The 19,596-nt window shown below is 62.1% G+C and carries 19 protein-coding genes; 10 read left to right on the top strand and 9 right to left on the bottom strand.

Annotated features, from left to right (window positions below):
• Positions 1 to 19: 19 nt before the first annotated feature.
• Positions 20 to 1,396 carry a Trk system potassium transporter TrkA gene (trkA, locus tag BN1137_RS04470; RefSeq protein WP_050717449.1) on the top strand — a complete coding sequence of 459 codons (1,377 nt, stop codon included), beginning with the start codon at positions 20 to 22 and terminating at the stop codon, positions 1,394 to 1,396.
• 92 nt (positions 1,397 to 1,488) lie between these two features.
• Positions 1,489 to 2,931 (top strand): TrkH family potassium uptake protein, encoded by a 1,443-nt coding sequence (locus BN1137_RS04475; protein ID WP_050717450.1) that lies wholly within the window; start codon positions 1,489 to 1,491, stop codon positions 2,929 to 2,931.
• Positions 2,932 to 3,062: 131 nt separating this feature from the next.
• Here the strand turns inward: BN1137_RS04475 and rmuC are convergent, their stop codons facing one another.
• Positions 3,063 to 4,394 carry a DNA recombination protein RmuC gene (gene rmuC, locus BN1137_RS04480; RefSeq protein ID WP_050717451.1) on the bottom strand — a complete coding sequence of 444 codons (1,332 nt, stop codon included), beginning with the start codon at positions 4,392 to 4,394 and terminating at the stop codon, positions 3,063 to 3,065.
• Positions 4,391 to 4,606 carry a hypothetical protein gene (locus BN1137_RS04485; protein ID WP_050717452.1) on the bottom strand — a complete coding sequence of 72 codons (216 nt, stop codon included), beginning with the start codon at positions 4,604 to 4,606 and terminating at the stop codon, positions 4,391 to 4,393. The genes rmuC and BN1137_RS04485 overlap by 4 nt, the downstream gene beginning before the upstream one ends.
• A gap of 138 nt (positions 4,607 to 4,744) precedes the next feature.
• Between BN1137_RS04485 and BN1137_RS04490 the strand changes: the two genes are divergently transcribed.
• Positions 4,745 to 5,257, top strand: coding sequence for a ferredoxin-type protein NapF (locus tag BN1137_RS04490; RefSeq protein ID WP_050717453.1), 513 nt, complete (start codon positions 4,745 to 4,747; stop codon positions 5,255 to 5,257).
• Between the two features lie 114 nt (positions 5,258 to 5,371).
• Here BN1137_RS04490 and BN1137_RS04495 read toward each other — a convergent pair whose 3' ends face one another.
• The 6 genes from BN1137_RS04495 to BN1137_RS04520 all read right to left on the bottom strand — a co-directional run bounded on the left by BN1137_RS04495 (position 5,372) and on the right by BN1137_RS04520 (position 11,921).
• Positions 5,372 to 5,824 (bottom strand): Rrf2 family transcriptional regulator, encoded by a 453-nt coding sequence (locus BN1137_RS04495; protein WP_050717454.1) that lies wholly within the window; start codon positions 5,822 to 5,824, stop codon positions 5,372 to 5,374.
• A gap of 306 nt (positions 5,825 to 6,130) precedes the next feature.
• Positions 6,131 to 6,961, bottom strand: a complete 831-nt coding sequence (locus BN1137_RS04500) for a PfkB family carbohydrate kinase (protein WP_050717455.1) — start codon at positions 6,959 to 6,961, stop codon at positions 6,131 to 6,133.
• 77 nt (positions 6,962 to 7,038) lie between these two features.
• Positions 7,039 to 8,010 (bottom strand): LysR substrate-binding domain-containing protein, encoded by a 972-nt coding sequence (locus tag BN1137_RS04505; RefSeq protein ID WP_050717456.1) that lies wholly within the window; start codon positions 8,008 to 8,010, stop codon positions 7,039 to 7,041.
• A 168-nt stretch (positions 8,011 to 8,178) separates the two neighbouring features.
• Positions 8,179 to 8,907 (bottom strand): glutamine amidotransferase-related protein, encoded by a 729-nt coding sequence (locus BN1137_RS04510; RefSeq protein ID WP_050717457.1) that lies wholly within the window; start codon positions 8,905 to 8,907, stop codon positions 8,179 to 8,181.
• 82 nt (positions 8,908 to 8,989) lie between these two features.
• Positions 8,990 to 10,486, bottom strand: a complete 1,497-nt coding sequence (locus tag BN1137_RS04515) for a CoA-acylating methylmalonate-semialdehyde dehydrogenase (RefSeq protein ID WP_050717458.1) — start codon at positions 10,484 to 10,486, stop codon at positions 8,990 to 8,992.
• 106 nt (positions 10,487 to 10,592) lie between these two features.
• Complete coding sequence (locus tag BN1137_RS04520; RefSeq protein ID WP_050717459.1) at positions 10,593 to 11,921, bottom strand: omega-aminotransferase AptA; 1,329 nt, start codon at positions 11,919 to 11,921, stop codon at positions 10,593 to 10,595.
• Positions 11,922 to 12,094: 173 nt separating this feature from the next.
• Here BN1137_RS04520 and BN1137_RS04525 point away from each other — a divergent pair, with 173 nt between their 5' ends.
• The 7 genes from BN1137_RS04525 to BN1137_RS04550 all read left to right on the top strand — a co-directional run bounded on the left by BN1137_RS04525 (position 12,095) and on the right by BN1137_RS04550 (position 18,796).
• Complete coding sequence (locus BN1137_RS04525; RefSeq protein ID WP_050717460.1) at positions 12,095 to 12,637, top strand: cupin domain-containing protein; 543 nt, start codon at positions 12,095 to 12,097, stop codon at positions 12,635 to 12,637.
• Positions 12,638 to 12,817: 180 nt separating this feature from the next.
• On the top strand, positions 12,818 to 14,314 hold the full coding sequence (locus tag BN1137_RS04530) for an aldehyde dehydrogenase (protein WP_050717461.1): 1,497 nt from the start codon (positions 12,818 to 12,820) through the stop codon (positions 14,312 to 14,314).
• A gap of 124 nt (positions 14,315 to 14,438) precedes the next feature.
• Positions 14,439 to 14,612 carry a hypothetical protein gene (locus BN1137_RS22695; RefSeq protein WP_198150594.1) on the top strand — a complete coding sequence of 58 codons (174 nt, stop codon included), beginning with the start codon at positions 14,439 to 14,441 and terminating at the stop codon, positions 14,610 to 14,612.
• 123 nt (positions 14,613 to 14,735) lie between these two features.
• On the top strand, positions 14,736 to 15,632 hold the full coding sequence (gene rarD / locus BN1137_RS04535; protein ID WP_050717462.1) for an EamA family transporter RarD: 897 nt from the start codon (positions 14,736 to 14,738) through the stop codon (positions 15,630 to 15,632).
• Between the two features lie 53 nt (positions 15,633 to 15,685).
• On the top strand, positions 15,686 to 16,486 hold the full coding sequence (locus BN1137_RS04540; protein ID WP_050717463.1) for an AraC family transcriptional regulator: 801 nt from the start codon (positions 15,686 to 15,688) through the stop codon (positions 16,484 to 16,486).
• A 448-nt stretch (positions 16,487 to 16,934) separates the two neighbouring features.
• Positions 16,935 to 17,576 carry a LysE family translocator gene (locus tag BN1137_RS04545; protein WP_050717464.1) on the top strand — a complete coding sequence of 214 codons (642 nt, stop codon included), beginning with the start codon at positions 16,935 to 16,937 and terminating at the stop codon, positions 17,574 to 17,576.
• A gap of 185 nt (positions 17,577 to 17,761) precedes the next feature.
• Positions 17,762 to 18,796 (top strand): YeeE/YedE family protein, encoded by a 1,035-nt coding sequence (locus BN1137_RS04550; RefSeq protein ID WP_050717465.1) that lies wholly within the window; start codon positions 17,762 to 17,764, stop codon positions 18,794 to 18,796.
• A gap of 92 nt (positions 18,797 to 18,888) precedes the next feature.
• On the opposite strand, the gene BN1137_RS04555 is transcribed toward BN1137_RS04550, so the two are convergent.
• Entirely contained in the window at positions 18,889 to 19,509 is a 621-nt protein-coding gene (locus BN1137_RS04555; RefSeq protein WP_050717466.1) for a LysE family translocator, read from the bottom strand.
• Positions 19,510 to 19,596 lie beyond the last annotated feature (87 nt).

A 19,596-nucleotide genomic window follows, 5' to 3' on the forward strand; every position in this document is an offset into this window, starting at 1 on the left:
CCTTGAGCAAGATTTCTCTATGAAAATCATCATTCTTGGCGCAGGTCAGGTCGGCGGCACCCTGGCGGAGAACCTCGCCGGCGAGAACAACGACATCACCATAGTCGACACCGACAGCGATCGGCTGCGGGAGCTGCAGGACAAATTCGACCTGCGGGTGGTGAACGGCCACGGTGCCCACCCCAGGGTGCTGCGGGAAGCCGGCGCCCAGGATGCGGACATGCTGGTCGCGGTCACCAACAGCGATGAGACCAACATGATCGCCTGCCAGGTGGCCTACTCCCTGTTCAACACCCCGAACAAGGTGGCGCGTATTCGCTCCCCGGCCTATCTGGTGGAGCGGGACCGGCTGTTCCTGCCGGAATCCGTGCCGGTGGATCACCTGATCGCCCCCGAGCAGCTGGTGACCGACTATGTGCGTCGCCTCATCGAGTACCCGGGCGCGCTGCAGGTGGTGGATTTCGCCGGTGGCAAGGTGGGTCTGGTGGCGGTCAAGGCGTACTACGGCGGCCCGCTGGTGGGCAATGCGCTGTCTACCCTGCGGGATCACATGCCCAACATCGAGACCCGGGTCGCCGCCATCTTCCGCCAGGGGCGCTCCATCCGTCCGCAAGGCACCACCATCATAGAGGCGGATGACGAGGTGTTCTTCGTCGCCGCCGCCGGCCACATCCGGGCCGTGATGTCGGAGCTGCAGCGCCTCGAGAGTCCCTATCGCCGCATCATGATCGTCGGGGGTGGCAACATCGGGGCCGGCCTCGCCCGTCAGCTGGAGAAGCGTTACAGCGTGAAGCTTATCGAGCGCAACCAGAAGCGGGCCGAGCAGCTCTCGGAGATCCTGGAGAACACCATCGTCTTCTGTGGCGATGCGGCGGATCAGGAGCTGCTGGCGGAGGAGCACATCGATCAGATCGACGTCTTCATCGCGGTGACCAACGAGGACGAGTCCAACATCATGTCGGCCCTGCTCGCCAAGAAGATGGGCGCCAAGAAGACAATGGTGCTGATCCAGCGCGGCGCCTACGTGGATCTGGTGCAGGGCGGCTCCATCGACATCGCCATCTCACCGCAGCAGGCCACCATCTCGGCCCTACTGACCCATGTGCGCCGTGCCGACATCGCCAACGTCTACAGCCTGCGCCGTGGCGCGGCCGAGGCCATCGAAGCCATCGCCCACGGGGATGAGAACACCTCCAAGGTGGTGGGCAAGACGGTGGGTGAGCTCAAGTTGCCGCCGGGCACCACCATAGGCGCCGTGGTACGGGGTGACGAGGTGCTGATCGCCCACGATCGGACCCAGATCCAGCAGGATGACCACGTGGTGATGTTCCTGGTGGACAAGAAATACATCCCGGAAGTGGAGCGTTTGTTCCAGCCAAGTCCTTTCTTCCTCTAACCTGCCATGCGACAGGCGACAACAACCAGACCCGGACCGATTCACAGAGAATCGTCCGGGTCTTTTGTTAATCAACGACCAGGTTATCCTGCATGATCAAGCTGCGTCCCATCGTCTTCACCCTCGGCCTGGTGCTCTCCAAGCTGGCTCTGTTCATGTGGCTGCCCACCCTGCTGGCGCTGCTTAGCGGCTCCGAGGGCTTCGTTGAGTTTCTCAAATCCGTGCTCATCACCCACAGCGCCGCCCTACTCTGTCTGCACTATGGCCGCAAGGCGGAGTTTCACCTCGGGGTACGGGAGATGTTTCTGCTCACCACCTCGGTCTGGGTGGTGGCCTGTATCTTCGGCGCCCTGCCGTTCGTCTTCATCAACCACATCAACTTCACCGACGCCTATTTCGAGACCATGTCCGGGGTCACCACCACCGGTTCCACCGTGCTGTCCGGCCTCGATGGCATGGCCCACAGCATCTTGCTGTGGCGCTCCATCTTGCAATGGCTCGGCGGGGTGGGATTCATCGTGATGGCAGTGGCGGTGCTGCCCTACCTCAACGTCGGCGGCATGAAGCTGTTCCAGACCGAGAGCTCGGATTGGTCTGACAAGAGTGCGCCCCGGGCCAGGACGGTGGCCAACAACATAGTGGTGGTCTATCTGGTGCTCTCCATGCTCTGCTTCCTCGCCTACTGGGTGAGCGGCATGACCCTGTTCGAGGCAGTCAACCATTCCATGACGACGCTCAGCACCGGCGGCTACTCCACCTCGGATCAGTCCATGTCCCACTTCTCTCACGAGGCGCACTGGATTGGCACCCTGTTCATGTTCCTCGGCGGCCTGCCGTTCCTGCTCTATGTGCAGGCGCTGTCACGCCGTGACAACAGCCTGCTCAAGGATGCCCAGGTGCAGGGCTTCTTCTGGTTGGTGGTCTGGGTGACGGTAGTGGTCACCTTCTATCTCTGGGTAAGAGATATTTACGGCTTCATGGATGCGCTGCGCATCAGCTGCTTCAACATCGTCTCGGTGCTGACCACCACCGGCTTCGGCCTCGGTGATTTTGGCGCCTGGGGGCCGCTCACCAGCATCATCTTCATCATCTTGCTGGCCCTCGGTGCCTGCTCCGGTTCCACCGCCGGCGGGCTCAAGATCTTCCGGGTACAGGTGGCTTTTTCCCTGTTCAAGAAACAGATGCGCCAGCTGATGCACCCCTCGGCGGTGTTCCCGCAAAAATACAACGGCCGGCCGGTCAACGACGCCATCATCCGCTCTCTCATCTCCTTCGTGCTGGCCTACTTCGCCGTCATCCTGTTTATCGCCGCCCTGCTCGCCGCCATCGGGCTGGATCCCCTGACCGCCATCTCGGGCTCCATCACGGCGGTGGCGAACGTGGGTCCCGGCATGGGCCCGGTCATCGGTCCCAGCACCAACTTCGCCGTGCTGCCGGACTCGGCCAAGTGGATACTGTCGTTTGGCATGCTGCTGGGACGGCTCGAGATCCTGACGGTGGCGGTGATCTTCTTCCCCTCGTTCTGGAAGCAGTAGCCGCAACGGCTGATGACGCCGCTGCACGGCTAATCAAACCTACGGCCGACAGGTTGCGGTAACAAACGAGGAAACAAGAAGGGCAGCCCCTGGGCTGCCCTTCTTCATGATGTGTACTGCATGGCGAGGCGCTACTCGGCCTGGTCTTCCCGCTCCAGCGCGCGATTGATCAGCGGTTCTGGCAGCGGTTTGGTCACCTCCACCCCCAACTCGCGAAAACGCTCGGCCTGGGCAATCAGGTTGCCACGACCGTTGACCAGCCGGCCCATCGCCTTGTCGTAGCTCTCTTGCGCCTTGTGCAGGCTGCCCCCCATCTGCTGCATCTCCTCCACGAACAGCCGCAGCTTCTCGTAGAGCCGCCCTGCCCGCTCCGCTATCTGGCGCGAGTTCTGGTTCTGGCGCTCGTAGCGCCACAGATTTTCGATGGTGCGCAGCGCCACCATCAGGTTGGTGGGGCTCACCAGCAGGATGTTGTGATCCAGCCCGTAGCGCACCAGTGAGGGATCCGTCTCCACCGCGGTCAGGAAGGCGGGCTCCACCGCCACGAACATCAGCACATAGTCCAGGGTCCGCACCCCGGGCAATTGCTGGTAATCCTTGCGGCCCAGCTCACGGATATGGTTGCGTACCGAGGCGACGTGCTCTTTGAGCGCCACCGCCTTGGCCAGCTCGTCGTCGCTGTTGTACCAGCGCTCGTAGGCGGTCAGCGACACCTTGGCATCGATGATGATGTCTTTTTCCTGGGGCAGGTGAACTATCACGTCCGGCTGGTAGCGCTTGTTCTTCTCCACCTCGATGTTGACCTGGGTGTGGTACTCGTGACCCTCCCGCAGGCCGCACTCGGACAGGATCCGGGCCAGCACCACCTCACCCCAGTTGCCCTGCTGCTTGCTGTCTCCCTTGAGGGCGCGAGTCAGCGCCGCCGCCTCTTCGGTCATGCGGGCGTTGAGCTCGGCGAGGCGTTCCAGCTCGAACTTCAGACTGTGGCGCTGGGCGGTCTCCTGGGCATGGGTCTCCCCCACCTGGCGGCGAAAGCCCTCCAACTGCTCCTTGAGCGGCGTTAGCAGCAGATCCAGGCTGTTCTGGTTCAATTCGCGGAAGTTGCCGGAGTTTTGTTCAAAAATTCGGTTGGCGAGGTTTTCGAACTGCTGGCTGAGGCGAGCCTCGGCTTGCTGCTGCAACTGCAGCTTCTCGGCGCTGGCGAGGCGCTCGCTGCGCAGGGTGGCCTCGGCATCCTTGAGGCGGGCGGTGAGCTTGAGCAGCAGGGTCTGCTGCTGCTCCAGCTTCTGCTGGCCCAGCATCTTCTCGTCCTGCAGCTCGTCGAATCGGTCTTGCAGCGCCTGATAACGCTCCTCGGTGAGCAGTGTCTGCTCACGAGCCGCCCGGCGCCCCACCAGCCAGCCGAGGCCCAGGGCGAGCAGCCCCGCCAGCAGCGCAGGCAGCCAGGCACCCATCGCGATCATCGACGGCTCCGTTGGCGCAAGAACAGCTCGAGATAGCGGTTGAGCAGCAGCCAGATCAGGGCATAGAGCAGGTAGGCGGCCAACACCACCCACTTGTGGCTATTGACCCCGGTATCGAGCTCGGCGAACTCAATCCCCTTGATGTGGCAGTAGGCCCACATCAGCAGCGGGAACACATAGAGCAGGGAGGCACGCCAAAGAAATAACCACATGTGTATGTTCAACCACGCAAAAAGACCTGCCTAGCTTACACAAGGCCAACCCGGCTTGCGATCCTGTGTCGCGCTATTCTCTGGCTTGCCGGCGGGAATCTCGCTAAAATTAACCCCTAATAGGTATTAGGGGTAGGCATGACGCATTATTTCTGTCGCTGGTTGATGCACGCACTGGGGAGTCCCGCAAAACCGGCCGTGACTTGCCATGAGGCACGCCCGCCCTGGGCCATCGAAGAGTCGCAGTTTCTCTCCCTCTGCAGCCGCTGCGGCGACTGCTTCAAGGCCTGTCCCAACGGCCTGCTCAAACCGGCCGACCAGCCGGAATACGACGGCACCCCCATCGCCGGCACCCCGGTGCTGGATCTCGCCTGCGGTCAGTGCAGCTATTGCGGCAGTTGCGCCAGGGCCTGCCCCACCGGGGCACTGGACCTGCAACTCGGCCGTCAGGTACAGACCCGGGTCAGGATCGAGGAAAGCTGCCAGGCCCGTCAGGGCTTCTACTGCCTGCTGTGCGAGGATGCCTGTCCCCAGCAGGCGATCAAGGCCAGCAGCGAGGGGGTGAGCGTCAACATGGCGGCCTGCGATGGTTGCGGCGCCTGCGGTCTCGCCTGCCTGCACGGAGCCATCACCCTGATCCCCCAACACTGACTGCTCTTATAGTCCGAAGATCCACACTCCCCGGCGGTGTCACGCATTCAAATCGGCCCTGCCGCCTCCAGACAGCAAAAAGGGCCCCGAGGGGCCCTTTCATAGTCATGACCCTCAGGCCATCGTCAGGATATTGTCCTGCTCTATGCCAAGCAGATGGCATAACCGGGTGGGATCTCGCACCGCATCCGCCAGGGTGTACTCCCCCAGCACCTCGAGAAAGGCGTTCATCGCGCGGCGCAAGATGCCCTGGATGCGGCAGCCACCGGAGAGACGGCAGTTCTCGCGTTTGCAGTCCACCGGACAGAGCACGTGCTCCATGTCCATCACCACGTCGCGCAGGTTGATGGAGACCGCGGAGCGACCGAGGCGAATGCCGCCATGCTTGCCACGTATTGTCTCGATGTAACCCTTGATGCCGAGCTGATGCACTATCTTGACCACGTGATTGCGGGAGATGGCGAAGGTATCGGCCACCTCTGTGATGGTCGACAGGCGATCACCTGGCTGGATCGCCAGAAACGTCAGGGTACGCAGGGCGTAGTCGGTAAATCGTGTCAGTTGCATGGTCGCACTTGCCTCTTACTACAAGTCAGAAATCAGGACGACAACCAGGGGCCAGGGGATGGGGATTGCGCGTGCGCCCGCACCGGATCCGCATCTTGAGCCGAGTCGTGGAGTGACAAGGTTAAGAGCAGCCCGAACGGGTGTCGATGAAGATGCACATAAATCGACACTTTCTTTGATTGATCGCAAACTTGCAGGGTTGGCGCGAGGTTTTGGCCATTTCTGGCGGCTAAATCCCGCCAGCCAGCACGAAGAGATCGACCCGAAAAGAGGAGTTGTAGAGTGGAGCCGCTGCCTTCAATGGGGCTATCTGAGCCAGTTTTTCAGGGCCTGGGAGGGAATGGAGCTCTCCGAGGCCACCGCGAAGGCGGCCCAGTCCACCGCACATTGCAGCGCGTCCTTGATAGCCATGCCCCGCGCCAGACCGTGAATGAGACCGCCGGCGAAGGCATCTCCCGCCCCCGTAGTATCCACCACCGACACCGGCCGCGCCGCCACCCGGATCTGCTCCTCGCCGTGGATGGCCACGGCCCCCGCCTTGCCCTCGGTCAGCACAAGCCATTCAAGCTGATCACCGGCGAGCTGGCGCGCATGCAGCCAGGGATCGCTCACCTCCGCCAGATCGGAGCGCGACGCCACCAGCACGTGGCAGGGACGACGAGCCTGACCGCCCTTGGGGTACTGGGCCACCACGAAACTCTTGCCGAGCATCTGGCGCATGTAGCCGATGATGGCTGTGCCGGGATAGTTCACGTAGAGACAATCCACCCCCTCCACCGGCACGTCGCCGGGCAGATCCGGGCGACGCGGCCGCCGCAAGATGGTGCGCTCACCGGTGGAGTCCACCAGGATCAGCAGCTCACCGGTCTCCCCCCCGAAGCGCTCCACATGGGTGCAATCCAGGCCATGACTGGCCGCCTGATCCAGTAGCCAGTCACCGGTCTCGTCCAGCCCGACCCGTGAGGCGATAGTGACCTCGTGCCCCGCCCACACCAGGCCGATGCCGGTGTTGGCGGCGCCGCCGCCGAGCCTGCGCCCCTGATCCACATACTGTAGGCGCGCCCCCGCCACCAGCGGTTCGGCCAGGGAGAGCACATGGTCACAGTTGAGATTGGCAAGCAGCAGGATGCGGGACATGGGTACCTCGGCAGGAAGGGCCCAGGCAGGGCCCCGGTGACCGCATCATCAGCCTCGGGCCGATGATGCGATGTGACTCAATAGACGGGCAGTTCCACCCCGGCCAGCAGCTCGTCGATGCGCGCCTGGGTTGGCTGTTGCATGACGTTCTGGATCACCTCCTTGGTGAGGTGCGGCGAGAAGGAGCTGATGAAGTCGTACATGTAGTTCTGCAACAGTATGCTCTTGCTAAAGCAGAGCTGGGCCGGGCAGGGGTTGAACAGGTACTCCAGATTGATGGCCACGAGGCCAGGCGCATCGTGATCGTTCGCCACCAGGGAGGAGATGATGCCGATGCCAAAGCCCAGTTCGACGTAGCGCTTGATGACGCCGGCGTCCATCACCGTCATGTAGTAATTAGGGGTGAGACCGGCGGCCTGGAACACCTGATCCTGTACCTGACGCCCGGTGGCGCCGCTCTCGTAGCTGAGGATGGGGTACTGGCAGAGCTGCTCCAGGGTCGGCTTCTTCACCTTGGCCAACGGGTGATCCTGCGGCACGACCAAGGAGAGGGTCCAGAGGTAGGCGGGCAGTGCGATCAGCTCCTTGTCGAAGCCAATCTCGTGGGCCACGATGGAAAAATCGGAATAGCCCTTGCTGATCTGCTCCCTGTTGGCCGACATCACCGGATGCAGATGGAACGAGATCTTGGGGTACTTCTTGGTGAAATAGGTGACGCTCTTGGGCAGCAGGTAGCGCGCTATGGTGTGGGTGGTGTGGATGTTGAGCGTGCCCACGGTCGGATCCAGATACTCGCGGGAGATGGCCTTGATCTTGCCCTCGATGTTGAGCATGGCCTCGGCACACTTGATGATCTCCTCCCCCACCGGGGTGATGCGATGCAGGTGCTTGCCCCGTCGCTCGAAGATACGCACCCCTAACTCGCTCTCCAGCAAGCCGATCTGCTTGCTCACCCCAGGCTGGCTGGTATAGAGCGCATCGGAAGCAACGGAAACGTTGAGATTGTGGTCCCGCACCGCGATCAGATACTTCAACTGCTGTAGTTTCAAGATTGCACCCTCACAGGCTGGCGCGGCTGCCGTCAGATGACGTTTATCAGATGGACAAGGCCGCCACAGATGGCGGCCAGTGTATCACCCGAACTTGGCATATCACCGCTTGATCCTTCATTTTGCTACAAAATCTAGCATCTGCAGGGGGGATATGACAAACGTGCTTCAGCGCAATGGGGCCCCGACCGGCAGTATGCCGAGGAACTGCAACAGCCACTGCATCATGGTATTCGAATCCACCTCCCCCTCGAGGGAAGAGAGGCTGCTCTGGTAATGCTCATCGGGCAGCCGGTCCCGGCGCCGCTCGATCAGCGCCCGGTTGTACTCCACCGAGAACTCCGGGTGCCCCTGAATGGCGACGATGTGATCTCCCTGCAAGAACATGAAGTTGGGGCAGAAATCGTTGCCCGCCAACAGGGTCGCCCCCGGCGGCAGCTGCTCCACCTGATCCTGGTGACTCGCCAGGATCCGGATGGTCTCAAGCTCCGGCTGCATCCAGGCTTTTGCCGCCTGCATGGGGTGCACCGAGACGCCGAGCCCCCAGCCCTTGGTGGACTTCATCACCTCCCCCCCCAGTGCCTGGGCGATCACCTGATGGCCGAAGCAGACCCCGGCCAGCTTGACGTTGGCATCGTGGGCCCGCCGGATCCACTCGCGCAGCGCCAGGATCCAGGGCAGATCGCTGTAGGCATCGTGGCGCGAACCTGTGATGAGCCAGGCATCGCACTCACTAAAGTCCGCTGGCAGCTCGCCGTCGAGGGCCGACCAGACCCTGTATTCCAGCGCCGGGGCCAGCGCCCGGAAACCCTTGATAAACATCTCGGAGTAAACGGGGCCAAAATCACCCACCAAATCGGGGTCCAGCCGGTCACAATCGAGAATTCCCAGTCGCATCTGTTACTCCTTCACAGGGATAGCGGGGCATTCCGGCGGATCCCTCCGCCGGGCCATGCCTGGGCTAGCTACTGCATGGTTGTCATTTCATGGTCGGCATGGAGAACTCGGCGCCGGCACGCAGGCTCTGGGGCCAACGGGCAGTTACCGTCTTCATCCGGGTGTAGAAACGCACCCCATCCGGCCCGTGCATGTTGAGCGGCCCGAAGATGGATCGCTTCCAGCCACCGAAACTGTGAAACGCCATGGGCACCGGGATGGGTACGTTCACCCCTACCATACCGACCTGTACCCTTGTGGTGAAGTCCCTTGCGGTGTCGCCGTCGCAGGTAAAGATGGCGGTGCCGTTGCCATACTCGTGCTCGTTTATGAGTTTGAGTCCGGTTTCATAGTCCGGCGCCCGCACTATGACCAGCACAGGGCCGAAGATCTCCTCCCGGTAAATGCGCATCTCGGGGCTCACCCGATCGAACAGGCTGCCGCCGATAAAGTAGCCCTCATCGCTGTGATGGGTGCGGCCATCGACCACCAGCTCGGCGCCCTCGGCCACCCCCTGATCCACATAACCACGCACCTTGGCCAGGTGTTCACGGCTGATGAGCGGTCCCATCTCGTTCTCCGGGCTCTGACCCAGCCCCGGGCCGACGCGCAGCGCCGCCACCAGCGGCGACAGCCTGGCGACCAGGGCATCGGCGGTGTCATCGCCGACCACCAGGGCCACCGAGATCGCCATGCAGCGCTCGCCGGCCGCGCCATAGGCCGCGCCCATCAGGGCGGAGACTGCCTGATCGAGATCCGCATCCGGCATCACCAGCATGTGGTTCTTGGCGCCGCCAAGGGCCTGCACCCGCTTGCCGTGAGCCGAGGCGGTGGCATAGATGTACTGGGCGATGGGAGTGGAGCCGACAAACGACACCGCAGCCACCCGCGGGTCGGTCAGCAGCACGTCCACCACCTCCTTGTCGCCGTTGACCACGTTCAGCACCCCGTCCGGCAAACCCGCCTGCTTGAGCAGCTCGGCCATGCGCAGGGAGAGGGACGGATCCTTCTCGGAGGGCTTGAGGATGAAGCTGTTGCCGCAGGCCAGCGCCACCGGGAACATCCAGAGCGGCACCATGGCCGGGAAATTGAACGGCGTGATACCGGCGCAGACCCCGACAGGTTGCATCATGGAGTGGCTGTCGACCCCGCGGCCCACGTTGAGGGAGTGCTCCCCCTTCAGCAGATGGGGGATGCCACAGGCAAACTCCACCACTTCCAGACCCCGGGTCAGCTCACCCTGGGCGTCGGAGAACACCTTGCCATGTTCGCGGCTGATGAGCCTGGCCAGCTCATCCCTGTGCTGCTCCATCAGCTCCTTGAAGCGGAACATCACCCGGGCCCGCACCAGCGGTGGAGTCTGGGACCAGTCGGCGAAGGCGCGCTCGGCGCTGGCGATGGCGTCCTGGCACTCGGCGGCGGTACTGAGCACCACCTGACCCTGCTGCTGGCCGGTGGCCGGATTGAAGATGGCGCCGAAACGCTCGCTGCGGCTCTCTATGGTCTCGCCGTCGATGAAGTTGCTAACCCGGTATGTCATAAATCCTCCGTGATGGGGTATCCGTCTCGATCCTGCGTGGCTTGCTGGCGCAGACGCAGGAAGAGGGCGCCCGCAACGGCGGGCACCCTGCAATCTGGTGAAAAAATCAGTCCTGCGTCTGCAACACATCCTGCAGCAGGGTGAAGAGGTCGTCGATCTGGCTGCGCTCGATGATGAGCGGTGGCGACAGGGCAATGATGTCGCCGGTGACCCGGATCAGGGCCCCCTTCTCGAAGCAGCGCACGAACACCTCGTAGGCACGCTTGCCCGGCGCATCGGGCAGGGATTCCAGCTCGATGCCCGCCACCAGACCGTAGTTGCGCACGTCTTTGACATGCTTGCAGCCCTTGAGGGAATGGGCCGCCTCCTCCCAGTAACCCGCCAGATCGGCGGCGCGGCTGAACAGGTTCTCGTTGCGGTAGATCTCCAGGGTCGCCAGACCCGCGGCGGCGGCCACCGGGTGACCGGAATAGGTGTAGCCGTGGAACAGCTCGATGGCGCCTTTGCCGGCGGCCATCATGTCGTTATAGATGCCATCGCGTACCAACACGGCTCCCATGGGGATGGCGCCGTTGGTGAGCCCCTTGGCGCAGGTGATCATGTCGGGCATGACATCGAACTCCTGGGCGGCGAAGGGGGCCCCCAGTCGGCCGAAGCCGGTGATCACTTCATCAAAAATCAACAAGATGCCGTGTTTGGTGCAGATCTCACGCAGCCGCTTGAGGTAGCCCTTTGGCGGCATGATGACACCGGTGCTGCCGGCGATAGGTTCGACGATGACGGCGGCGATGTTGCTGGCGTCATGCAGGAACACAATCTTCTCCAATTCATCGGCCAGACTGAGATCTTCCGCTGGCAACCCCTTGGTGAACGCATTTTTCCCTATGTTGAGGGTGTGGGGCAGATGATCCACCCCACCGAGCAGGGAACCGAACCACTTGCGATTGCCGGGAATGCCGCCGACCGAGATACCGCCGAAGCCCACCCCGTGATAGCCGCGCTCACGGCCAATCAGCCGGGTGCGGGTGCCCTGACCGCGTGCCCGCTGCCAGGCCAGCGCCATTTTCAGCGCCGTGTCCACGGCCTCTGAGCCGGAGTTGGTATAGAAGACGTGGCCGAAGCCCTTGGGGGCTATCTCCACCAGTTGGTTGGCCAGCTCGAACGGCAGCGGGTGGCCCATCTGGAACGTAGGGGCGAAATCGAGGTGGGAGATCTGCTGGGAGACCGCCTCGGCAATCTCGCGCCGACCATGACCCGCGTTGCAACACCAGAGTCCGGCGGTGCCATCCAGTATCTTGCGGCCATCCTCTGAGTGATAATACATCCCCTCTGCCGACTTCAGGATGCGCGGCGCCGCCTTGAACTGCTGGTTGGCGGTGAAGGGCATCCAGAAGGCGGACATGTCGGGGGTATTGATGTCGCTGATCGGTTTCATGGTCACCTCATCCTTAAGGCGTTTAGTAACGCTTGGCTTATGCCTATTAAATTAAACACCTGAATCCATAAAAAGGGGCTCTTTATCGCCCCGGCTTGGTGTCACCCCCTCGGGGTGGTATAAGATATTTAACACAATTTTAATAATAGTAAACAGTCAAGGAGTGTCTATCGATGGATATCGGTCACCGCCTCAAGGCGGTTCGCACCAAGGCAGCCCTCTCCCAGCGCGAGCTGGCCAAGCGCTCTGGTGTGACCAACGGCTTTATCTCCCAGATCGAGAAAAATCAGGTGAGCCCCTCGGTGGCCTCACTGCGCAAGGTGCTGGAAGGCATTCCCATGTCGCTCGCCAGCTTCTTCACCGATGAGACGGAGATGGATTCCGAGGTGATCTTCCGTGCGGATGACATGCCGGATCTCGGCACCCACCCCATCAGCTACCGACTGGTCGGCCACAGCCGCGCCAACCGTGCCATCGGCATGATGCAAGAGATCCTTCCCCCCGGCGCCGACACCGGCGACGACATGCTGAGCCACGAAGGGGAAGAGTGCGGCATCGTCATCCGGGGCCAGGTCGAGGTCACCGTCGGCGAGCAGATCCACCTGCTGACGCCGGGGGATGGCTACTACTTCGACAGCCGCACCCCGCACCGTTTTCGCAACGTCGGCGAGCAGGAGTGCGTGCTGATTTCCGCCAATACCCCCGCCAGCTTCTAACCTCCAGCAACTGCGGTCAGACCCTCTAAAACTCGGCCGAGCCCGGCTAACGCCCTCGTCAGTATCTCATTGCTGACGAGGGCGAATGTTTAACAAAATGTTACAGAATGGATTTACAAGCGGCGGCATGTTTAGCATATTGATACGCAGAGACCTTATCTGTCGGTTCAAGGAGTGAACATGAGTGACCTGACCCTGGCCCAGTGGCAACACAAGGCCGCCCACCTGACCCTGCCCTCACAAGCCTTCATCGACGGCAGCTACCGGGACGCCGTGAACGGCGCCACCTTCGATTGCATCAATCCGGCCAACGGCCAGCTGCTGACCAAGGTGGCCTCCTGCGACGCCGCCGACGCCGAGCTGGCGGTACAAGCCGCCCGCGCCGCCTTCACCGACAAACGCTGGAGCGGGTTATCCCCGAAACAGCGCAAGCTCATCATGCAGCGCTTCGCCGATCTGATGCGCCTCAATCAGGTGGAGCTGGCACTGCTGGAATCGCTGGACATGGGCAAGCCCATCGGTGACGCCATGGGCTACGACGCCCCCGCCGCCGCCAACTGCATCGCCTGGAACGCCGAAGCCATCGACAAGATCTACGATCAGGTCGCCCCGGTAGAAGAGTCCGCGCTGGCGCTGGTGACCCGCGAGGCGCTTGGCGTCGTGGCCGCCATCGTGCCCTGGAACTTCCCGCTGGTGATGGCCTGCTGGAAACTGGGACCGGCGCTTGCCACCGGCAACTCGGTGATCCTCAAACCCTCCGAAAAATCCCCCCTCACCGCCCTGCGCATCGCGGGACTGGCGAAGGAAGCGGGCATCCCGGACGGGGTGTTCAACGTGCTGCCGGGCTTTGGCCACACGGTCGGCGAGGCGCTGGCCATGCACATGGACGTGGACTGCATCACCTTCACCGGCTCCACCAAGATCGGCAAACATCTGGTGCAGTGCTCCGGCAAGTCGAACCTCAAGCGCGCCTTTATGGAGTGCGGCGGCAAGAGCCCCAATATCGTGCTGGCGGACGCGCCGGATCTGGACGCCGCCGCCAAGAGTGCGGTGGGCGCCATCTTCTACAACCAGGGTGAGGTGTGCACCGCAGCCTCCCGCCTGCTGGTACAAAACAGCATCAAGCCGCAGTTCATGGAGCGCCTGCTGGCCCATGCCCGCGAATGGATCTCGGCCAACCCGCTCGATCCCAGCACCCGCATCGGCGCCATGGTGGATGGCATCCAACTGGAGCAGGTACTGCGCTACATCGAGATTGGCAAACAGGAGGGGGCCAAGCTGCTGCTGGGCGGCGAGCGCACCCAGCCGGAGAGTGGCGGCTTCTACATCGCCCCCACCATCTTTGACAATGTGACGCCGCAGATGCGCATCTTCCGGGAAGAGATCTTCGGCCCGGTGCTGGCGGTGACCGGTTTCGACACCCTCGAAGAAGCCATCGCCCTTGGCAACGACACCGACTACGGCCTGGCCGCCGCCATCTGGACGGCGGACTTGAACCAGGCGATCAAGGGCTCCCGCGCCCTGCGCGCCGGCACCGTGTTCGTCAACAACTGGGATGGCGGTGACATGACGATGCCGTTTGGCGGCTTCAAGCAATCCGGCAACGGCCGCGACAAGTCACTGCACGCGCTGGAGAAATATACCGAGTTGAAAAGTACCTGGATCCAGCTCGATTAACGTCGAATATGACGATATCAGGCAACAAAGGGGGAGAAATCCCCCTTTTTCATGTTTGCCCTTTCCTCAGCAGCCTCAATCGATATAATCATCAAATAGCAAACCCTTAAATATAAAGATAAAAATGTTGTTCTTTCTGGGAAGTGTACTGTTTCTGGTGGTAGGGTTGCCGCTGCTGTTCTTCATGTTGGGTCAGGGTGAAGCCTACGTGACCTGGGGCCCCTGGATCTCCGCCATCGTGCTCATGCTGTGGTTGTTGATGGATGTGGAGAAGATCCGTCGTGGCGGCGGTCGCTGACGCCAGTCACACTGTAAAAATCCCCTCCGACCAATTTATTGACTTCTTTCCCCCCAAAAGGATCGCTACACTGATTTTTTGCGATGTTTTCCAACATCCAACTCTCCAGTGAAGGTTATCCGCATGCAGCAACAAGTTCAGCGTCAGGGCGTCATCTATGCCCTGTGCGCCTATACCCTTTGGGGCCTGGCCCCCATCTACTTCAAGACCATTGCTGCCGTCCCGGCCGCCGAGATCCTGACCCACCGCATGATCTGGTCCTGCGCCCTGCTGATGGTGCTGACCCTGCTCGCCCGCCAGTGGCACAAGGTGCAGGCGGTGCTGCGCCAGCCCAAGGTGCTGCTCACCCTGGCCTTCACCTCGGTCACCGTCGGTGGCAACTGGCTGCTGTTCATCTGGGCCATCAACAACGGCCACATGCTCGATGCCAGCCTCGGCTACTACATCAACCCGCTGTTCAACGTGCTGCTCGGCATGCTGTTTCTGAGCGAGCAGCTGCGCCGCTTGCAGTGGTGGGCAGTCGGTCTCGCGGTGATCGGGGTCGTCGTCCAGCTCATCGCCTTCGGCTCCCTGCCCTGGATTGCGCTGGTGCTGGCCTCGAGCTTCGCCATCTACGGCCTCATCCGTAAAAAACTGGCCCTCGATGCCCTCACCGGCCTACTGATCGAAACCATGATCATGCTGCCGCCGGCGGCCATCTATCTGTGGGGCTTCGCCGACAGCCCGACCAGCCATCTGACCCAGAACGACTGGCACCTCAACCTGTTGCTGATCGCCGCCGGGGCCGTCACCACGGCGCCGCTGCTCTGCTTCACCGCCGCCGCCACCCGTCTCAAGCTCTCCACCCTCGGCTTCTTCCAGTACATAGGCCCCAGCCTGATGTTCATCCTGGCGGTCACCCTGTACGGAGAAGAGCTGGCACTGGACAAGATGATCACCTTCGGCTGCATCTGGAGCGCGCTGGTGCTGTTCAGCCTGGATGGCCTGCGCAGCGGCAAACGGCGCCGGGATGCGGCCTGAGGCAGCGCAATAATCTACAAGCCAGCCAGCGGGATTTGGGGTATCAATAAGCCATGAGTGCTCCCCAATCCCGCATCCACTACTGGCAACCCCGGCTGCTGCCGGGGGTTGAACTATCCCACTCCCACCACCGGGAGTTCAGCTATGGCCGCCACGTACACCTGGACTATCACATCGGTCTGGTGCAGCAGGGTGGCCAGAAGTTCATCCACAAGGGCAGCAGCCACAATCTGGTGCGCGGCGAGCTCTCCACCGTCAACCCGGACGAGATGCACGACGGCCTCAGCCTGTTGCCGGAAGGCTACGAGGTGCGGGTGTTTGCCATCGCCCCGGAGCAGTTGGCGCGCTGGCTGCCAGACAACCCCGAGCCCTTCTTCGACAAGGGCCTGCAGACCAGACCCGATCTCTATCAGGGCTTCGCCCGTCTGCACATGTATCTGGACCAATCCCAGCCGGACGGCTTGCTGGCGGAGAGCGAGCTGCTCGGCCTGCTCGGCGAGCTGTTGCACCTGGTGCCGGAGCGCCACGCCCTGGCGGATCCCCAACTGCGCTACCTGCGCGATTACCTGCTGGGTCAGCTCGATCAGCGCCACAGCCTGGAGGATCTGGCCGCCCAATTCGGGCTGGATCGCTTCGCCTTCCTGCGTCAGTTCAAGAAGAAGACCGGTATGACCCCCTACGCCTGGCTCAAGCGGCTGCGGCTCGAGCAGGGCAAGCGCCTGCTCGGCGCCGGCATGCCGGTGAGCGAGGTGGCATTGTCGGTCGGCTTCTTCGATCAGAGCCACTTCCACCATGGCTTTCGCCAGGCCTTCGGGCTCACGCCGGCGGATTACCGCCAGCAGATTCGGCCCTAAACCAGCCAGTCCCGCAGATGACCGTCAGTGGATTCAGCATTAGACAAATCAGCTCCGTCGATGACCGCCAGTGGATTCAGCATTAGACAAGTCAGCTCCGTCGATGACCGCCAGCAGATATGGCCCTAGACCAGCCAGCCCCGTGGATTACCGCCAGCAGATAAGGCCCTAGACCAACCAGTCCCACGGATTACCGCCAACAGAGGGTCTTCTTTACCCGCCAACCCAGTCGACAATCGGTTATTTCGCTAAATTTAATACTGAATTTGTTTTCTTTTGCGATATAAAACTTCGCTTAATTACTATTAATCAGTGTCAAACACTGCCTGTTGCCGCCGTATTTAACAGCCTCGCACCGTCGAACGCCGCCGCTGTGCAATCTTTTACAAGCCAAGCCTCTCCCCGATCCCCCATGCTGCCACCTCATCGTCTTGTGTAGAGGTATGTCATGTTCACCAGCCTGTTTCTGACCATAGGTCTCATCCACCTGATCGCCCTGGCGAGCCCGGGGCCCGACTTCGCGCTGATCCTGCGCACCAGCTTGCACAGACCCACCGCCCTCGGCGCGGCGCTTGGCATAGCGCTGGCGATCTTGCTGCACGCCACCTTGAGCCTCACCGGCATCAGCCTGCTCATCGCCAGCCAACCCTGGCTGTTTATGGTGGTGAAGATAGTGGGCGCCCTCTATCTGGGCTGGCTCGGTTGGGGGGCACTCAAGGGCGCCTGGCAGGGCGCTGCGGGGCAGGCTTTCAAGGCGGGCGGAGAGCGTCAGGGCTGGCGCAAAGGCATCAAGAGCGGGCTTGCCACCAATCTGCTCAACCCCAAGGCGCTGCTGTTTTTCATGGGATTGCTGGCGGCCATGGTGACCCCGCAGGTGGATGGCCTGACCCGAGGCCTGCTGATCCTGGAGCTGTTCCTGCTGTCATTGGCCTGGTTCGGGCTGCTGGCCTGGAGCCTCTCCACCCCGAAAGCTCAGGGGCTACTCAGCCGGGTGCAACGGCCGCTCAACCTGGTCACCGGCCTGCTATTTGGCGCCGTCAGTCTCTCCATCCTGGCCGAGCTGGCCGTCGAGGCAAGCGCCTATGTCTGAGGCTCTGATCGGGCCCTGACAGCGAGATTACCCCCGAGCAAGCTGGTGTCGGACTCATTGTGGGATTAGGATGCACGCCTTCACCACAATAACGTTATGGACGTATCGGCATGACTCGACAATGGTCGCTCCCCATCGTGGCTCTCGCGGGGGGAGCTTTATTTTGGCTCGGCAGCAGCTTCGGCATGAAATGGGCCCTGATGGCCCTCATCGGATTTGGCTTCGGCTTCACCCTCTCCTTCAGTCGCTTCGGCATCGTCTTCGGTTGGCGCGAGATGCTGACCAAGCGCAACAGCTACTATGTGCGAATTCACCTGCTTACCATCGCCATCGAAATTCTGCTGTTCACCTGCTTCCTCTCCTTCACTCACGCCCTGTTTGGCGATGCCATGGTGGGCAACGTCATGGCCATCGGCGTGCCCTTCATCGTCGGCGCCTTCCTGTTTGGCATCGGCATGCAGCTGGCGGGGGTCTGCGCCACCGGTACCCTCTACTGCTGCGGCGAGGGGCAGCCCCGCTTCTGGCTGGTGCTGCTCTGCTACGGCATCGGCACCCTGATCAGCAACCAGTTCAGGCCCACCCTGGACGCCACCTTCTCCAGCCAGGTGGTATTGGCCAAGGATCTGACCGGCAATATCTGGAGCGGCATGCTGCTGAACCTGGCGCTGGTCGCCGTGCTGTTCATGCTGTTTCGCAGGAGCGAGTTGAAGCGCACCGGTGAGCTCAAGCCCATCTTCAGCGGTGGCAATCTGTTCTGGCGCGATGGCCGCTTCACCGTGCTGACCGGCGGCATCCTCATCGCCCTGCTCAACTCCGCCGTGGTCGCACTGCACGGCTCGGCCTGGACCATCACCGGGGCCGTTTATGACATGGCGCTGCGCGGCGCCTCTGTGTTCGGCCTGTTTGAAGGTAATCCCAAGCTGGCCCAGCCGCTGTTCATCAACCCCATGGTCGGCATGTTCTGGCTCGGGATCCTGGGGGCCATGCTCGCGCGCTGCCTCAGCGGGGGCGGCAACTTCGCCCCGATGCGGCTCGGCAACAGCCTGGCATCCATCATCGGCGGCCTGCTGATGGGCATGGGCGCCATGTACAGCGCCTGCAACCTCGGCGGCTTCTTCGATGGCACCGCGTCCGGCAGCCTGCACGGCTGGGTCTGGATGCTGATGGCGCTGGGCGGCAGCCTGATCGGCATCCGTCTGCGGCCGTTGTTCAAGCTCTGATACAACAACGGGATGACGCCCGCTACCCGGCGTCATCCCGCACTGTTTCGGCAGCAAGACATCTCCCTCCTGCTCCTTTCCCCTTTTATCCCTTAGCCGAGTGCCCTGATCAGCAGCAACAGCGCGAAGCCGCTGAACATCAGTGCCGACATCCGGTTGATCCCTCTGGCGAAACGCTCGCCATAGCCCTGCAAGCCCACCCAACGAAACACCAGGCAGTAACCGCCGTGCACCACCAGCACCACGGCGCTGAAGGTCAGCGCCAACAGCATGCACTGGCCAAGCGCACCCTGGCGAAAGTCGATAAATTGGGGAAACAGGCTGGTGAAGAAGATGATCGCCTTGGGATTGAGCAGGCTGATGAGCGCCCCCTTGAGGAAGCTGCGGCCGCAGTCCCGATCGCTTGGCGTGCTTATCAGCGGGCTGACCGCGCGCTGGCGCCAGGAGTTCACCCCGAGATAGAGCAGGTAGAGGGCGCCCCCCAGGGTCAGGATCTGCTGACCCGCGGCCAGCCAGTGGGTAAACCAGAGCACCGCCAGCGAGGCCAGGGTCGCCACCAGCAGGATCCCGACCGCCACCCCGATGAAGCCGGCGATAGCATGGCGGGTTCCCCGGGTCAGGGTGTTGCCTATGGTGTAGATCACCGCCGGGCCGGGGCTGAGCACGGTGCCGATGGCGAGTAGCAGGTAGAGGGCGTAATAGTCGAGGCTCATGGGGCATTCCATCTTCGTTTGATGCCGCCCAGTATATTGACAGCCGCTTCGCCAGCCAGACATAGTGGCGCTCGGCTTTATAAACCA

The sequence above is a fragment of the Aeromonas tecta genome, from assembly GCF_000820185.1.
GTDB lineage: Bacteria > Pseudomonadota > Gammaproteobacteria > Enterobacterales > Aeromonadaceae > Aeromonas > Aeromonas tecta.

What these genes read in the sequence shown, in the direction of transcription:
- BN1137_RS04540 (WP_050717463.1), top strand. Translation starts at nt 15,686, where the DNA reads ATGAGTGCTCCCCAATCCCGCATCCACTACTGGCAACCCCGGCTGCTG.
- BN1137_RS04520 (WP_050717459.1), bottom strand. Translation starts at nt 11,921, where the DNA reads ATGAAACCGATCAGCGACATCAATACCCCCGACATGTCCGCCTTCTGG.
- BN1137_RS04490 (WP_050717453.1), top strand. Translation starts at nt 4,745, where the DNA reads ATGACGCATTATTTCTGTCGCTGGTTGATGCACGCACTGGGGAGTCCC.
- rarD (WP_050717462.1), top strand. Translation starts at nt 14,736, where the DNA reads ATGCAGCAACAAGTTCAGCGTCAGGGCGTCATCTATGCCCTGTGCGCC.
- BN1137_RS04475 (WP_050717450.1), top strand. Translation starts at nt 1,489, where the DNA reads ATGATCAAGCTGCGTCCCATCGTCTTCACCCTCGGCCTGGTGCTCTCC.
- BN1137_RS04500 (WP_050717455.1), bottom strand. Translation starts at nt 6,961, where the DNA reads ATGTCCCGCATCCTGCTGCTTGCCAATCTCAACTGTGACCATGTGCTC.
- BN1137_RS04485 (WP_050717452.1), bottom strand. Translation starts at nt 4,606, where the DNA reads ATGTGGTTATTTCTTTGGCGTGCCTCCCTGCTCTATGTGTTCCCGCTG.
- rmuC (WP_050717451.1), bottom strand. Translation starts at nt 4,394, where the DNA reads ATGATCGCGATGGGTGCCTGGCTGCCTGCGCTGCTGGCGGGGCTGCTC.
- BN1137_RS04550 (WP_050717465.1), top strand. Translation starts at nt 17,762, where the DNA reads ATGAAATGGGCCCTGATGGCCCTCATCGGATTTGGCTTCGGCTTCACC.
- BN1137_RS04510 (WP_050717457.1), bottom strand. Translation starts at nt 8,907, where the DNA reads ATGCGACTGGGAATTCTCGATTGTGACCGGCTGGACCCCGATTTGGTG.
- BN1137_RS22695 (WP_198150594.1), top strand. Translation starts at nt 14,439, where the DNA reads ATGTTGTTCTTTCTGGGAAGTGTACTGTTTCTGGTGGTAGGGTTGCCG.
- BN1137_RS04555 (WP_050717466.1), bottom strand. Translation starts at nt 19,509, where the DNA reads ATGAGCCTCGACTATTACGCCCTCTACCTGCTACTCGCCATCGGCACC.
- BN1137_RS04515 (WP_050717458.1), bottom strand. Translation starts at nt 10,486, where the DNA reads ATGACATACCGGGTTAGCAACTTCATCGACGGCGAGACCATAGAGAGC.
- BN1137_RS04530 (WP_050717461.1), top strand. Translation starts at nt 12,818, where the DNA reads ATGAGTGACCTGACCCTGGCCCAGTGGCAACACAAGGCCGCCCACCTG.
- BN1137_RS04525 (WP_050717460.1), top strand. Translation starts at nt 12,095, where the DNA reads ATGGATATCGGTCACCGCCTCAAGGCGGTTCGCACCAAGGCAGCCCTC.
- trkA (WP_050717449.1), top strand. Translation starts at nt 20, where the DNA reads ATGAAAATCATCATTCTTGGCGCAGGTCAGGTCGGCGGCACCCTGGCG.
- BN1137_RS04545 (WP_050717464.1), top strand. Translation starts at nt 16,935, where the DNA reads ATGTTCACCAGCCTGTTTCTGACCATAGGTCTCATCCACCTGATCGCC.
- BN1137_RS04495 (WP_050717454.1), bottom strand. Translation starts at nt 5,824, where the DNA reads ATGCAACTGACACGATTTACCGACTACGCCCTGCGTACCCTGACGTTT.